The organism is Bacillus sp. Je.9.29.b, from assembly GCF_051129925.1.
Classification (GTDB): domain Bacteria; phylum Bacillota; class Bacilli; order Bacillales; family Bacillaceae; genus Bacillus; species Bacillus safensis.
Genome location: NZ_JBCPSO010000001.1, coordinates 482,599 through 495,957, shown reverse-complemented (window position 1 = coordinate 495,957; position 13,359 = coordinate 482,599). Strand labels below are relative to the sequence as shown.

Here is a 13,359-nt window from a genome sequence, read left to right as displayed (position 1 = left end):
ACATGCAGCCCCAAATGGAGCTGCATGCTTTTTTATTTATTCAGAGGCTTCATCACAGCAATGACAGTGACCACACGTTCCGTATAGCGTTGTCACTTTTTCATTTTCAAATTGATCAATGGTTTCATTGCAATCTTGACAAATAATTGTACCCACGTACATTCCCCTTTTCTTCATTCATAGTTTGAAAGCGTTTGATCTATTTCTTATTTCTATAATATGATGTCACATTTAAGTTGTCAACGGTTAATTGTATGACACATTTAATCATTTTTTATAAATATGTGCTTTTTTCTTATCATATTGAGGGAACGTTTCAATTGTATTTTGCTTCATATCAATTCTGTAACAATTGAGTAACAATCGAAAATTGTCAAAAGGGACATGATAAACTAGAGTGACTAACAGGGAACAAGCTCCTAAAAATGTTGGGACAACCCCAAATGATTTTGAGGTGAATAGATTGAATTTTATGAGGACACTTCTCATTATATTCCCCATGCTCTTTGTACTTAGTTCATGCTCATTAGCGTATATCATACCGAATCAGACCGACCAAGTCCGTCATATTCAAAAACCGAGAATTCTCTTTTTTACTGATGCAGAAAACCTTGATAAAGAAAGCCCTTATTATGATGCAGTCCTCGATTTAAAAAATGAATACCCTAAGGAAATGTCAAAAATGATTGTAAAAGAAGATCGTAAAGGCTGGAAAAATGAAGTGGACGAATTACCGGCTATTTTACTTGTCAATGATGAAAAAGTGATCGTGAAGGTGGAAGGAAATGTCCGCAGTAAACAGGAGATCTTATCGCCTTTATGTCATGCTTTAGACCGCGTCAATACAAACTAATGATATTTAACCTTGCACTTATATATATCCATATGAAAAAACCCCTCACCACATGAGGGGTTTTTCATATGGTGTTCAGGGCGCCAAAAAAACCCTCTCCATCAAGGAGAGGGTTTCATAGGTTTCATTATTTTACGATGTGGATTGGGCTTCCGATTGCTACTTCAGCCGTTTCCATTGTAATTTCCCCTAATGTTGGGTGAGCGTGAATTGTCATAGCGATATCTTCAGCAGTCACTCCAGCTTCGATTGCAAGGCTAAGCTCTGAAATCATATCAGAAGCGCCAACACCTGCGATTTGAGCACCGATCACTAGACCATCCTCTTTACGAGTGATCATTTTCATGAAGCCATCAGTTGCATCAAGAGAAAGTGCACGTCCGTTCGCTGCGAATGGGAATTTCGCTGCAACGATTTCGATTCCTTCTGCTTTCGCTTCTGCTTCAGTGTATCCAACAGTTGCAAGTTCTGGCTCAGAGAATACAACAGCAGGAATACCAAGGTAATCAATTTCAGCTGGCTCTCCAGCGATTGCTTCAGCTGCAATTTTACCTTCGTAAGAAGCTTTGTGAGCAAGTGGTGGTCCATCAACGATGTCACCAATTGCATAGATGTTAGATACGCTTGTACGGCATTGTTTGTCTGTTTTGACAACTCCGCGGTCAGTCAATTCAACACCAACTTGCTCAAGACCAAGCTCATCCGTGTTTGGACGACGACCAACAGTCACAAGTACGTAATCCGCATCAACTGTTTTTTCTTCGCCTTTTACTTCGAACGTAACAGTGACACCATCAGATTTTTCTTCAACGCCTTTTGCAAGAGCGTTTGTATGGATTTCAACGTTTCCTTTTTTCTTCAGGTTACGTTTAACCAATGAGCTCATTTGCTTTTCGAAACCTGGAAGGATTTCGTCTCCACCTTCAAGGATCACAACTTCTGTTCCAAAGTTTGCGTAAGCAGTACCAAGCTCAGTACCGATGTATCCACCACCGATGACAACTAACTTTTTAGGTACTTCTTTAAGCGCTAAAGCACCAGTTGAGTTGATCACGCGGTCTGTGTATTTAAAAGTAGGCAATTCAATTGGACGAGATCCAGTTGCAAGAATTGCATTTTTGAAAGTGTAAGTCTGTGCTGAATTATCATCCATTACACGTACAGAGTTGCTGTCTACGAAATAAGCTTCACCTTTGACGATGTCTACTTTATTTCCTTTAAGAAGACCTTGAACTCCACCTGTTAACTTATTAACAACAGAAGCTTTCCACTCTTGAACTTTTGTGAAATCAACTGTTACGTTTTCAGCTTTGATACCCATGTCTTCAGAATGCTTAGCATTTTCAAAACGATGGCCAGCATTGATTAATGCTTTTGAAGGGATACAGCCGACGTTTAGACATACACCGCCAAGTGTTCCTTTTTCAACGATTGTTACTTTTTGTCCAAGCTGTGCAGCACGAATAGCAGCTACATATCCACCAGGACCTGCACCGATGACAAGAGTATCTGTTTCGATTGGGAAATCTCCTACTACCATGACATTACGCCTCCATTAAAATTAATTGTGGATCATTCAATAAACGCTTGATGTGGTTAAGGGCATTTTGCGCAGTAGCTCCGTCAATCATACGGTGGTCAAAGCTTAGGGAAAGAGCTAAGACTGGAGCTGCAACGATTTCGCCATCACGAACAACCGCTTTTTCAGCGATACGGCCAATACCAAGAATCGCTACTTCTGGGTGGTTGATGACTGGAGTAAACCATTGTCCACCAGCAGAACCGATGTTTGTGATTGTGCAAGATGCACCTTTCATTTCAGCTGGAGCCAATTTACCATCACGTGCTTTTGTTGCAAGCTCATTGATTTCGTTAGATACTTCGAAAATCGCTTTGCGATCTGCATTTTTTACAACTGGAACGAGCAGGCCTTTTTCAGTGTCAGCTGCAATTCCGATATTGTAGTAATGCTTTTGAACAACTTCATCTGTTTTATCATCGATAGAAGTGTTAAGTACTGGGTACTTTTTCAAAGCAGAAGTTAGAGCTTTTACAACGTAAGGCAAGTAAGTTAACTTGATTCCTTGATCAGCTGCAACTTGTTTGAATTGTTTACGATGTGCAACAAGGTTTGTTACATCAACTTCATCCATTAATGTTACGTGAGGAGCTGTATGCTTAGAGTTCACCATTGCTTTTGCGATTGCTTTGCGGATTCCGCTCATTTTCTCGCGAGTTTCTGGGAATTCTCCTTCAAGAACTGGAGCTGCTGCCGCTTTAGGAGCTGCTTCTTCTTTCGCACTTTCAGCTGCTTGAGGTGCTGCTTCTTGAGCTGCAGAATCACCATTAACGAAGCTGTCGATATCTTCTTTTAATACACGGCCGTTTTTACCAGAACCTGCAACTTTGTAAATTTCAACGCCTTTTTCGCGAGCATATTTACGTACAGATGGCATAGCGATCACGCGTTTGTTTGGATCAGCGTCTACTTGCTCTTGTGCGCCTGCACCAGTTGCTGCTGCCGCTTCTTCTTGTGCTACTTCTTTCTTTTCTGGCTCGTTACCAGCTTCAGCAGTACCTTGTACTTGAGCTTCAGTTTTTGCTTCGCCTTCTTCTTCGCTGCCTTTAAATTGAAGATTTTCGTAACCAGGTGCATCAAACGTAATGATTGTTTGTCCTACAGTTGCAACTGTTCCCTCTTCAACTTTTAATTCTAATACTTTTCCTTTAACAGGTGAAGGAATTTCTACCACTGCTTTATCATTTTGTACCTCTGCTAAAACGTCATCTTCATTAATTTCGTCGTTTGGTTTAACAAACCACTTAACGATCTCACCTTCGTGGATACCTTCTCCGATGTCCGGAAGTTTAAATTCAAATGCCACTGTTTTTCGCCTCCTAGATTTTGTTGAACCCTTGTTGTGTATATTTACACGGTCATGTAATTGATAAAGGGGAAGAGAAATAAATTCTTTTCCCCTCTGTCATTTAATTAAAATTCAAGAACTTTCTTCGCTGTTTCAAGTACGTCTTTATGGTTTGGAAGCCATACGCTCTCTGCTTGAGAGAAAGCAAATACAGTATCAGGTGCAGCTACACGAAGTACTGGTGCTTCCAAGCTAAGGATCGCTCTGTCATTGATTTCAGCTACTACGTTTGCAGCAATACCAGCTTGTTTTTGTGCTTCTTGAACAACGATCGCACGGCCTGTTTTTTCAACAGAAGCGATGATTGTTTCAATATCAAGCGGGCTTACTGTGCGAAGGTCGATAACCTCAGCAGAAACGCCTTCTTTTTCTAGCTCTTCAGCAGCTTTTAGTGATTCGTGAACCATTGCACCGTAAGTGATGATTGATAGGTCAGAACCTTCACGTTTCACGTCAGCTTTACCGATTTCAATTGTGTACTCTTCTTCAGGAACTTCCTGACGGAAAGAACGATAAAGTTTCATATGCTCAAGGAACACTACAGGATCGTTGTCACGAATTGCAGAAATTAAAAGTCCTTTTGCATCGTAAGGTGTTGAAGGAATAACAACCTTGATACCAGGCTGTTGTGCGATAAGACCTTCTAAGCTGTCAGCGTGAAGCTCAGGTGTGTGAACTCCCCCGCCGAATGGAGAACGGATTGTCACTGGAGAATGCCAGCGTCCGCCAGAACGGTAACGCATACGAGCCATTTGTCCAGAAACAGAATCTAATACTTCGTAAACGAATCCGAAGAATTGAATTTCCATTACCGGGCGGAATTCTTGTAGTCCAAGGCCAATAGCAAGACCGCCAATACCAGATTCAGCAAGTGGAGTATCGAATACACGATCCTCACCAAACTCTTTTTGCAATCCTTCAGTCGCACGGAATACGCCGCCGTTTTTACCAACGTCTTCTCCGAAAACGAGAACGTTTTCGTCATTTTTCAGTTCTGTGCGTAACGCATCAGTGATCGCTTGAATCATTGTCATTTGCGCCATGGCTTACTTCGACTCCTTCTGTTTGTAAATTTCAAGCTGTTCAACTAAGTTGAATGGTTTTACATCGTACATGTTTTCAATCAAGTCAGTGACTTTTTGCTTAGGCTGTTCGTCAGCTTCTTTGATCGCTTGTTTGATTTGTTCTTTTGCATCTTCGATCACTTTATTCTCTTCTTCTTCAGACCATAGACCTTTGTTTTCCAAGAATTTGCGGTAGCGTACCAATGGATCTTTTTGCTCCCACTCGTTTTCATCTTCTTTTGTACGATATCTTGTTGGATCGTCACCAGCCATTGTATGTGGGCCGTAACGGAATGTAAGAGTTTCGATTAATGTTGGACCTTCACCATTTACAGCGCGCTCACGAGCTTCAGCAGTTGCTGCATAAACAGCTAATGCATCCATACCGTCAACTTGTACGCCTACGATACCAGCTGCAGCAGCTTTTTGTGCAATTGTTTGTGCAGCAGACTGCTTTTCAACAGGTGTAGAGATCGCATATCTGTTGTTTTGGACAACAAAAATCGCTGGCGCTTTGTAAGCCCCTGCAAAGTTAATACCTTCGTAGAAATCACCTTGTGAAGCTCCACCGTCACCAGTGTAAGTGATTGCAACAGCTTTTTTACCGCGCTTTTTCAAACCAAGAGCTACACCAGCAGCTTGAATGATTTGAGCACCGATAATGATTTGCGGTGAAAGTGCATTCACATCTTCAGGCATTTGGTTACCAACAAAGTGTCCGCGAGAGAACAAGAATGCTTTTGTTAGCGGAAGACCATGCCAGATTAATTGTGGTACGTCACGATATCCTGGAAGAATGAAATCTTCTTTCTCAAGTGCAAAGTGAGTTGCAAGCTGAGAAGCCTCTTGTCCAGCTGTTGGCGCATAGAAGCCAAGACGTCCTTGACGGTTCAATGAAATTGAACGTTGATCTAATACTCGTGTAAACACCATACGGCGCATTAATTCTTTTAATTGGTCATCTGAAAGATCCGGCATTGCCGCTTCGTTTACGACTTCGCCTTTTTCGTTTAAAATTTGAAACGTTTCAAACTGCTTTTTGATGGCATCAAATTGCTTTTTGCTATCAACAATTGCTTTTTTTGTTTTTGCAGCCATTCTAAAGTCACCTCTTCCTTTCTTTTAACAGTCCATTTGTCGTGAATCCATTTATACATACAGATATAGGATAACCCAAAATACGCATATGACTCCTGTATATAATAGCCACTAAGATCGTTGTCGAAACATTGGTTGACCAATCGTTTTTGAGCCCTTCTAACTGTATTAACGATAGTTCACAAAAAACTAATACAACTTCTGTTAACAAGGAATAGTTTACAACAAGAAAAATAGTCCGTCAATTGATTTAACGGCTTTATTTAAATAAATGTATTCGCTTTACTTTTTATGGTGAACTGTATCAATCTGTTTAACAAACAACCTAATCTGTACTAGTATAGAGTGCACTGCTGTACTACAATAGAAAATGTTTGTTTTTGTCGAAAAATAAAAAAAGAGCTGTTTTTCAGCTCTTTCAGATTGTTGACAAAGGGCTAAAATGATCTTTATTTTAACCCTTTGTCTTCTTTTCAGCGTGATAGAAAACCTTTGCAGTCTAGGAAGGACGAGTACCGGAGCGGAGCGAATTTGACATTCGTGAGCACCGGAGCACAGAACTGACAACGAATGCGAGGGTTTGTCTACACGCTGAAAGAGCTGTTTTTCAGCTCTTTTTCGACCCTTGATCTGCTGCATTATACAAAGCCTTTTTATGATCATTCAATTGATCTGTATATCGATTGAACTTCTTACTTTCTTTTCTGACTTTGCTATATGAACGATTCACGGTCTTCAGCTTTGACTTCAGCTCTTCATATCCGAGATCCTTTTTCTTCAAAGATTGATACAAATGCTGATCTTGTTTCAGCGCCTTTTGATACTCCTTGTAAAGCTGATCATATGACGCATATCGTTTCTCAATCGATTTGACCGTTTGATCTGCTTTCTCTTTTAACTCCGCATCTTGCAATCGTGCGGCAGATTCCTTTACCGTTTTCAATTCTTTTTTCGATTCATCCATACTGTCTTTTTCTGTCTTTAAATGTTCTTCTCTTTGTGCTGCCGATGCTAACGCCTGATCAGAAAGGCTTGCCACTGTTTTTGTATGGTCCTTTGTTGTTTGAATCATTTTTTTATACAGCTTCTGCTCTTTTTCTTCATAGCTTTGCAGTGTACCTTGCTCTTTTTCGAAGGATGCTTCTTTTTCACTCATTTTCGTCATTGCGTCCTGCATATCATTGAATGGACTTTGACCTCCGCACCCTGTCAGCAAAAGGGTACATATCCCCGCTAAAGCAGCACCTGCTTTCATGCTTCTTTTCATCTGTCTCATGACAAGGTCCCCCTTTACATCTCCACATACCACTATAATTTTTATAGACGTTTGTGACAAGGAAAGAGGTCAGTCAAATGAGGCGGAGAAGATTTTTTTCAAGCAATAGGCGCATGACTATACAAATAGTGCATTCATACATAGTTTATATTACACGCTTCGCCTTCACTTATGAGAGGCCAAGTGTATTTCCAAAGGAGGTCAAAAGTATGTCTAATTATAGTCATGGAAGTATGTATGGTGGATACGGCGGTTACGGATATGGTTTCGGTGGTGGATATGGCGGCGGCTGTTGTTACCCAAGTTATGGCGGTGGATACGGATGCGGATACGGCGGCGGACGTACATTCGCTTTAATCGTTGTGCTTTTCATCCTATTAATTATTGTTGGCGCAGCATTCTTAGGCGGCGGTGGCTGCTGCTAAGGCTGTTTAAGCCTCTGACCGGTCTCATAGGACCGGTCTTCTTTATTTCATTGCATATGTTGTGTATCATTTTATATACTTTACATACAAAGGAAATAGGAGTGAAGTTTTGTGATTACCATGGATGATATCGTAAGGGACGGACATCCCGTCTTAAGACAAACAGCTGAAGCGGTCGAGCTCCCGCCGACAGAAGAGGAAAAACAGCAATTAGCTGACATGATCGAATTCGTCAAAAACAGTCAGGATGCTGACATTGCTGAAAAATATGGACTAAGACCCGGCGTTGGATTGGCAGCTCCGCAAATCAATATTAGTAAACGAATGATCGCTGTTCACTGTGAGGATGAAGACGGAGAAGAATACAGCTATGCTCTGTTCAACCCGCGTATTGTCAGTCATTCAGTCAAAAGAGCTTATTTAGCGACTGGTGAAGGCTGCTTATCAGTTGATGAAGCCATCCCTGGATTTGTTCCTCGATATCAAAAAATCAGGGTCAAGGCCACTACGCTTGAAGGAGAGGACATTGATATCCGTCTAAAAGGGTTCCCTGCCATTGTCTTTCAGCATGAAATTGACCATTTAAATGGCATTATGTTTTATGATCATATCCAAAAGGATCAGCCGTTCGCTGAGCCAGAAAACTCTGTTGCGATCGGCAGATCATAACATAAAAAGAAGACCCGGCGATCTAAGGGTCTTCTTTTTTATTCTTCAATGAGGCCAAGCTGGGTCACTGCATGGAATATGCCGTCCTCATCTACTGGCTTTGTCACAAAATCAGCCAATGCTTTCAGTTCACTCACAGCATTTCCCATCGCCACACCTGTTCCAGCAAACGAAATCATTTCTCTATCATTCAGTCCGTCTCCAAAGGCAATGGTATCCTTTTGATCGTAAGGAAGTCTTTCGATGACTCGTTTGATTCCTTCAGCTTTTGATCCGCCTTTTGGCAGAACGTCTGTTGACAGCTCATGCCATCTGACAAGGTCAATTTCTTCGCGGAATGCCTTATACTCCACTTCCTCTTCTGCCTTACAAAATAACAGCATTTGAAAAATGTCGTTTTCTTTAAAGAAAGATACATCGTGCTCAGGATGCTCTGTTTTTAAAGTACCGATTCCTTCATGGATAAACGGATGATTCGGCACAGACGCCTTCATCGTTTCTTCTCCCATAAAAACGAGTGGATGATCATGACGATCCGCTGTCTCATAAATCCGCTCCATCAGCTCCTGCTTCAGCGGATTACCGTAAATAACGTCTCCCTCATACATGACATACTGACCGTTATAAGCAATGAATGAGTCAAGCCCTAATTCTTCTAAAATGGGCCGAATCAGAAAAGGAGAACGCCCAGATGCAATAAAGAGATGATGACCTTTTTCTTTTAATAAATGAACCGCTCGCTTCGTTGACTCAGGTATATTTTTATCATGATCATATAAAGTACCGTCGATATCAAAAAAGATGACTTTTTTATTCATATCTCGCCCTCCTGCCTTTCGTTATGTATATACACTCCCTTTCATCATACAGAAAGATTTCAGCTTTCGAAACCAATTCCTTTTGAAAGCGCCTATTTCCCACATATAACCATGTAACATTCAATAGAAACATCATATAATACAAGTATATAGAGAGACCGGAACACGCTGGTTAAGCTTACTTCAACCCGAAAGGAGGCGGCATGTGATGCTTCGTCGTCTGCGTAAGAAAATTCGAAGACAATGGAAGGACATGCTTCGCAAAAAATCGATTGCTTAAAGGGATCTTCCGCACATTTGCCGAAGGTCCTTTTTTCTCAGAGACTTTTCTTATGCGCGTTTTTTTAATATAATAGAATAAGCGAGTGTAACATACGGTATTTAAGGAGAGATTTGGATGATATATAAGGTATTTTTTCAGGCAAGTACTACTGAGGTACCTGTAAGAGAACACACAGATTCACTATACGTTGAAGCGGTTTCTGAAAGAGACGTACGCGATAAGTTGAAAAAACATAACTACAACATTGAATTCATTCAGCCTGTAGACGGTGCTTTTTTAGACTATGAACGAGAAAGTGAAAATTTTAAAGTATTGGAGCTATGAGAGGAATGAAATTTGTTAAAAACGATCAGGCGGCAGTTTTTGCGCTCGGCGGTTTAGGCGAGATCGGTAAAAACACGTATGGCGTTCAATTTCAAGATGAAATCATTTTAATTGATGCAGGTATTAAGTTTCCTGAAGACGAGCTTCTTGGAATTGACTACGTCATCCCTGACTATACGTACTTAGTTAAAAACGAAGATAAAATCAAAGGTCTTTTCATCACTCACGGACATGAAGACCACATCGGCGGTATCCCTTACCTTCTCAAGCAAGTGAATATTCCAGTTTACGGCGGCAAACTCGCAATCGGCCTACTTCGTAATAAATTGGAAGAGCATGGTCTCTTGAGACAAACAAAACTTCATATTTTTGAAGAAGAAGATACCATTAAATTTAGAAAAACAGCTGTGTCTTTCTTTAGAACGACACACAGTATTCCAGATTCTTATGGAATTGTCGTCAAGACACCTCCTGGTAACATCGTACATACAGGTGATTTCAAGTTTGACTTTACTCCTGTTGGCGAGCCTGCCAATTTAACCAAAATGGCTGAGATCGGAAAAGAAGGCGTTCTTTGTCTTTTATCTGATAGTACAAACAGTGAAATCCCAGAATTTACGATGTCTGAAAGACGCGTAGGTGAAAGCATTGATGACATCTTTAGAAAAGTCGATGGACGCATCATCTTTGCCACGTTTGCTTCAAACATTCACAGACTTCAGCAAGTGATTGAGTCTGCTGTTGCCAACGGCAGAAAAGTCGCTGTATTTGGACGCAGTATGGAGTCTGCTATTGATATTGGACAAGATCTTGGCTATATTAAATGTCCAAAAAACACGTTTATTGAACATAATGAAATCAACCGCCTTCCAGCAAACAAAGTGACAATTCTTTGTACTGGGAGCCAGGGTGAACCGATGGCAGCTCTTTCTCGTATTGCGAACGGTACTCACCGCCAGATTTCTATTAACCCTGGAGACACTGTTGTCTTCTCGTCTTCACCAATCCCAGGTAACAATATTAGCGTAAGCCGCACCATTAACCAGCTTTATCGTGCCGGCGCCGAGGTCATTCATGGCTCGCTTAATAATATTCATACATCTGGTCACGGCGGACAAGAAGAACAAAAACTCATGCTCCGTTTAATTAAACCAAAATTCTTTATGCCGATTCACGGTGAATACCGCATGCAAAAAACGCATATCAAACTTGCGAATGATTGCGGCATCCCTGAGGAAAACTGCTTTATCATGGATAACGGTGAAGTTCTTGCACTGAAAGGTGACGAAGCAAGTGTCGCTGGCAAAATTCCATCAGGCAACGTGTATATCGACGGAAGCGGTATTGGCGATATCGGAAACATCGTTTTAAGAGACCGCCGCATTCTTTCTGAAGAGGGCCTTGTTATTGTGGTCGTCAGCATGGACATGAAAGAATTCAAAATCTCTGCTGGTCCTGATTTGATCTCAAGAGGTTTTGTCTACATGAGAGAATCTGGAGACCTGATCAACGATGCACAGGATCTAATTTCAAAGCATCTTGAAAAAGTAATGGAACGTAAGACAACTCAGTGGTCTGAAATTAAGAACGAAATTACTGACACCCTTGCACCTTTCCTTTATGAAAAAACAAGACGCCGTCCAATGATCTTACCGATTATTATGGAAGTGTAATCACAAAAAGAGACACAGCCAAGCGGCTTGTGTCTCTTTTTTTCACCATTCATTGAAAAAAGCGCATATATACATATGCGGTTTCTCTCTTTTTATGATTGAATTGGGAGATGCTGAAAGCTTCTGACATCAAACAAACCCTTTGTCGTCATTTTCACATCAGGAATGACTGGGAGTGCCAAGAAGGACAGCGTTAAAAATGGATTAAAATCTAAAGTAAAGCCTGTTTCTTTCAACGCTTCATGGAGTGCATGAAGGCTTTCATTTACAAGATGTGCCGGCTGATCTGAAAGTAAACCAGAGATCGGTAATGGCAGTGTATGAAGAGTCTGGCCCTCTTTGACAACCGTCAAACCGCCGCCTGCTTCTTTTAACGCGTCAATGGCTTTCACGATATCAGCATCATTTGTGCCAACCGCAATTAAATTGTGAGAATCATGTGCAACCGTTGTTGCAATTGCGCCCTTTTCTAATCCAAAGCCGCTGACAACCCCTATCCCCATTTCAGATAAGCCTTGATGACGTTCGACAAGCACCATTTTTAATACATCTCTATCTTTATCACTAGTGAATTGTCCGTTCGTTTCTGAAGGAGAGATTTGTTCTAATTTTGTTTCTAGCTGATTCGGAATAATGCGGATGACATTCATTTTTTGATGAGCTGTGATAGGCAGAGCCAGATCCTGCTCTTGAACGTCTATAGCATGAACAGATTGTAATAAGGCTGGACTCGGTGCAATTTTTTCGACACTTGGCTTGTACTCTCCATGCTGCGCCACCAATTCTCCTGCAATAAATACGCTGGTGATGTCTACTTGATGAAGATCAGAGACAAGCATAAAATCAGCATCAAAGCCTGGCGCAATGGCTCCCTTTGTTTTGAGGCCAAAACACTCCGCTGCGTTTAAACTTCCCATTTGATACGCTAAAAATGGGTCTAATCCTTCTTTTATAGACATACGTACTTGTTCATCAATACTTCCTTCAGCCATTAAATCATCTAAATGTTTATCATCGGTACAAAAGAAAAAGCGTCTCGCATTCTTTTCATTCACAGCTGGTAAAACGTTTTTCACGTTTTTGGCAACAGAGCCTTCTCTCAGCATGACATACATGCCTCGTTTTACACGTTCAAGGGCTTCGCCGGCTGTTGTCACCTCGTGATCTGTTTGGACACTCGCTGTGCGGTAAACGTTTATTAAACGGCCTGTTAAGCCTGCTAGATGGCCATCAATCAATTTATTCTCATTTTGAGCATCAAGCAGCTTTTGAAGCATATCTTCTTCTGCCTGCTCCACACCGACGTAATCCATCACCTCGGCAAGACCAAGAACCTCTTTCTCTTGATACAAAGGCTTTAAATCTTTCGCTTTTAAAACAGCACCTGATCGCTCAAAACTAACTGCCGGTACGCAGGATGGCAGCATGAAATAAATATTTAAGGCAGCTTTTCTCGCTTCTTCCAGCATAAAACGGATGCCTGTGATCCCTGACACATTGGCAATTTCATGCGGGTCTGTTACGACAGTTGTCACACCGCGCGGGACGACAGCTTTGGAGAATTCAGCAGGAGTAACCATAGAGGACTCGATATGAACGTGGCCATCAATAAAACCGGGTATAAGCATTTGACCTGCTGCATCCAGCTCCTGTTCTCCCTCGTACTCTCCAATCCCTACTATTTGTCCATTTTCAACAGCGACATCAGCGTCTAGCCATTCCTGGTTAAACACGTCCATAACCTTCGCATGTTTAATCACTAGGGCTGCTTTTTTTCTCTTTGCAGCTACCTCAATTTGATGTCTGAAAAGCTCCTTATCCAACGACACTGCCTCCTCCAAGTAAACAATATAATGTTTCTTATCCTAAACGAATCTGTTTGCCCAGTCAATGACATTTAGAGAAAATCATCCAGATAAAAAGACTGATTTTTATTTCTGAATAGTGAT

The 13,359-nt window shown here is 41.3% G+C and carries 13 protein-coding genes; 5 read left to right on the top strand and 8 right to left on the bottom strand.

The window, feature by feature from the left end:
* Nucleotides 1-36 precede the first annotated feature (36 nt).
* Nucleotides 37-156: a GapA-binding peptide SR1P gene (locus AAZR19_RS02625; protein ID WP_003212464.1), complete on the bottom strand. Its 120-nt coding sequence runs from the start codon at nt 154-156 to the stop codon at nt 37-39.
* A gap of 316 nt (nt 157-472) precedes the next feature.
* Here AAZR19_RS02625 and AAZR19_RS02620 point away from each other — a divergent pair, with 316 nt between their 5' ends.
* Nucleotides 473-853 (top strand): hypothetical protein, encoded by a 381-nt coding sequence (locus AAZR19_RS02620; RefSeq protein ID WP_226014930.1) that lies wholly within the window; start codon nt 473-475, stop codon nt 851-853.
* A 127-nt stretch (nt 854-980) separates the two neighbouring features.
* Here AAZR19_RS02620 and lpdA read toward each other — a convergent pair whose 3' ends face one another.
* The 5 genes from lpdA to AAZR19_RS02595 all read right to left on the bottom strand — a co-directional run bounded on the left by lpdA (nt 981) and on the right by AAZR19_RS02595 (nt 7,218).
* Nucleotides 981-2,393 (bottom strand): dihydrolipoyl dehydrogenase, encoded by a 1,413-nt coding sequence (gene lpdA, locus AAZR19_RS02615; protein WP_024426892.1) that lies wholly within the window; start codon nt 2,391-2,393, stop codon nt 981-983.
* Nucleotides 2,394-2,397: 4 nt separating this feature from the next.
* Entirely contained in the window at nt 2,398-3,738 is a 1,341-nt protein-coding gene (locus tag AAZR19_RS02610) for a dihydrolipoamide acetyltransferase family protein (RefSeq protein WP_041108852.1), read from the bottom strand.
* A gap of 107 nt (nt 3,739-3,845) precedes the next feature.
* Nucleotides 3,846-4,823 (bottom strand): pyruvate dehydrogenase complex E1 component subunit beta, encoded by a 978-nt coding sequence (pdhB, locus tag AAZR19_RS02605; RefSeq protein ID WP_012009824.1) that lies wholly within the window; start codon nt 4,821-4,823, stop codon nt 3,846-3,848.
* A gap of 3 nt (nt 4,824-4,826) precedes the next feature.
* Nucleotides 4,827-5,942, bottom strand: coding sequence for a pyruvate dehydrogenase (acetyl-transferring) E1 component subunit alpha (gene pdhA, locus AAZR19_RS02600; RefSeq protein WP_024424754.1), 1,116 nt, complete (start codon nt 5,940-5,942; stop codon nt 4,827-4,829).
* A gap of 607 nt (nt 5,943-6,549) precedes the next feature.
* A complete protein-coding gene (locus tag AAZR19_RS02595; protein ID WP_041108850.1) occupies nt 6,550-7,218 on the bottom strand; it encodes a YkyA family protein in 669 nt (222 codons plus the stop codon).
* Nucleotides 7,219-7,451: 233 nt separating this feature from the next.
* On the opposite strand from AAZR19_RS02595, the gene AAZR19_RS02590 reads away from it, so the two are divergent.
* Nucleotides 7,452-7,643, top strand: coding sequence for a YjcZ family sporulation protein (locus tag AAZR19_RS02590; RefSeq protein ID WP_029706718.1), 192 nt, complete (start codon nt 7,452-7,454; stop codon nt 7,641-7,643).
* A 111-nt stretch (nt 7,644-7,754) separates the two neighbouring features.
* Nucleotides 7,755-8,312, top strand: coding sequence for a peptide deformylase (gene def, locus AAZR19_RS02585; protein ID WP_024424751.1), 558 nt, complete (start codon nt 7,755-7,757; stop codon nt 8,310-8,312).
* 38 nt (nt 8,313-8,350) lie between these two features.
* On the opposite strand, the gene AAZR19_RS02580 is transcribed toward def, so the two are convergent.
* Nucleotides 8,351-9,130 carry a Cof-type HAD-IIB family hydrolase gene (locus tag AAZR19_RS02580; RefSeq protein WP_024426890.1) on the bottom strand — a complete coding sequence of 260 codons (780 nt, stop codon included), beginning with the start codon at nt 9,128-9,130 and terminating at the stop codon, nt 8,351-8,353.
* A 397-nt stretch (nt 9,131-9,527) separates the two neighbouring features.
* On the opposite strand from AAZR19_RS02580, the gene AAZR19_RS02575 reads away from it, so the two are divergent.
* Together AAZR19_RS02575 and rnjA are read left to right on the top strand one after the other, a co-directional pair.
* Nucleotides 9,528-9,737, top strand: a complete 210-nt coding sequence (locus AAZR19_RS02575; protein WP_008345114.1) for a DNA-dependent RNA polymerase subunit epsilon — start codon at nt 9,528-9,530, stop codon at nt 9,735-9,737.
* A gap of 5 nt (nt 9,738-9,742) precedes the next feature.
* Nucleotides 9,743-11,410: a ribonuclease J1 gene (rnjA, locus tag AAZR19_RS02570; RefSeq protein ID WP_012009818.1), complete on the top strand. Its 1,668-nt coding sequence runs from the start codon at nt 9,743-9,745 to the stop codon at nt 11,408-11,410.
* A gap of 92 nt (nt 11,411-11,502) precedes the next feature.
* On the opposite strand, the gene ade is transcribed toward rnjA, so the two are convergent.
* Nucleotides 11,503-13,233 (bottom strand): adenine deaminase, encoded by a 1,731-nt coding sequence (gene ade / locus AAZR19_RS02565; protein WP_434702231.1) that lies wholly within the window; start codon nt 13,231-13,233, stop codon nt 11,503-11,505.
* Nucleotides 13,234-13,359 lie beyond the last annotated feature (126 nt).

Bases quoted from the DNA above. Each gene is read 5' to 3' on its own strand.
- AAZR19_RS02620 (WP_226014930.1), top strand. From the start codon at position 473: ATGAGGACACTTCTCATTATATTCCCCATGCTCTTTGTACTTAGTTCA.
- pdhB (WP_012009824.1), bottom strand. From the start codon at position 4,823: ATGGCGCAAATGACAATGATTCAAGCGATCACTGATGCGTTACGCACA.
- AAZR19_RS02590 (WP_029706718.1), top strand. From the start codon at position 7,452: ATGTATGGTGGATACGGCGGTTACGGATATGGTTTCGGTGGTGGATAT.
- rnjA (WP_012009818.1), top strand. From the start codon at position 9,743: ATGAAATTTGTTAAAAACGATCAGGCGGCAGTTTTTGCGCTCGGCGGT.
- AAZR19_RS02580 (WP_024426890.1), bottom strand. From the start codon at position 9,130: ATGAATAAAAAAGTCATCTTTTTTGATATCGACGGTACTTTATATGAT.
- pdhA (WP_024424754.1), bottom strand. From the start codon at position 5,942: ATGGCTGCAAAAACAAAAAAAGCAATTGTTGATAGCAAAAAGCAATTT.
- AAZR19_RS02575 (WP_008345114.1), top strand. From the start codon at position 9,528: ATGATATATAAGGTATTTTTTCAGGCAAGTACTACTGAGGTACCTGTA.
- AAZR19_RS02595 (WP_041108850.1), bottom strand. From the start codon at position 7,218: ATGAGACAGATGAAAAGAAGCATGAAAGCAGGTGCTGCTTTAGCGGGG.
- lpdA (WP_024426892.1), bottom strand. From the start codon at position 2,393: ATGGTAGTAGGAGATTTCCCAATCGAAACAGATACTCTTGTCATCGGT.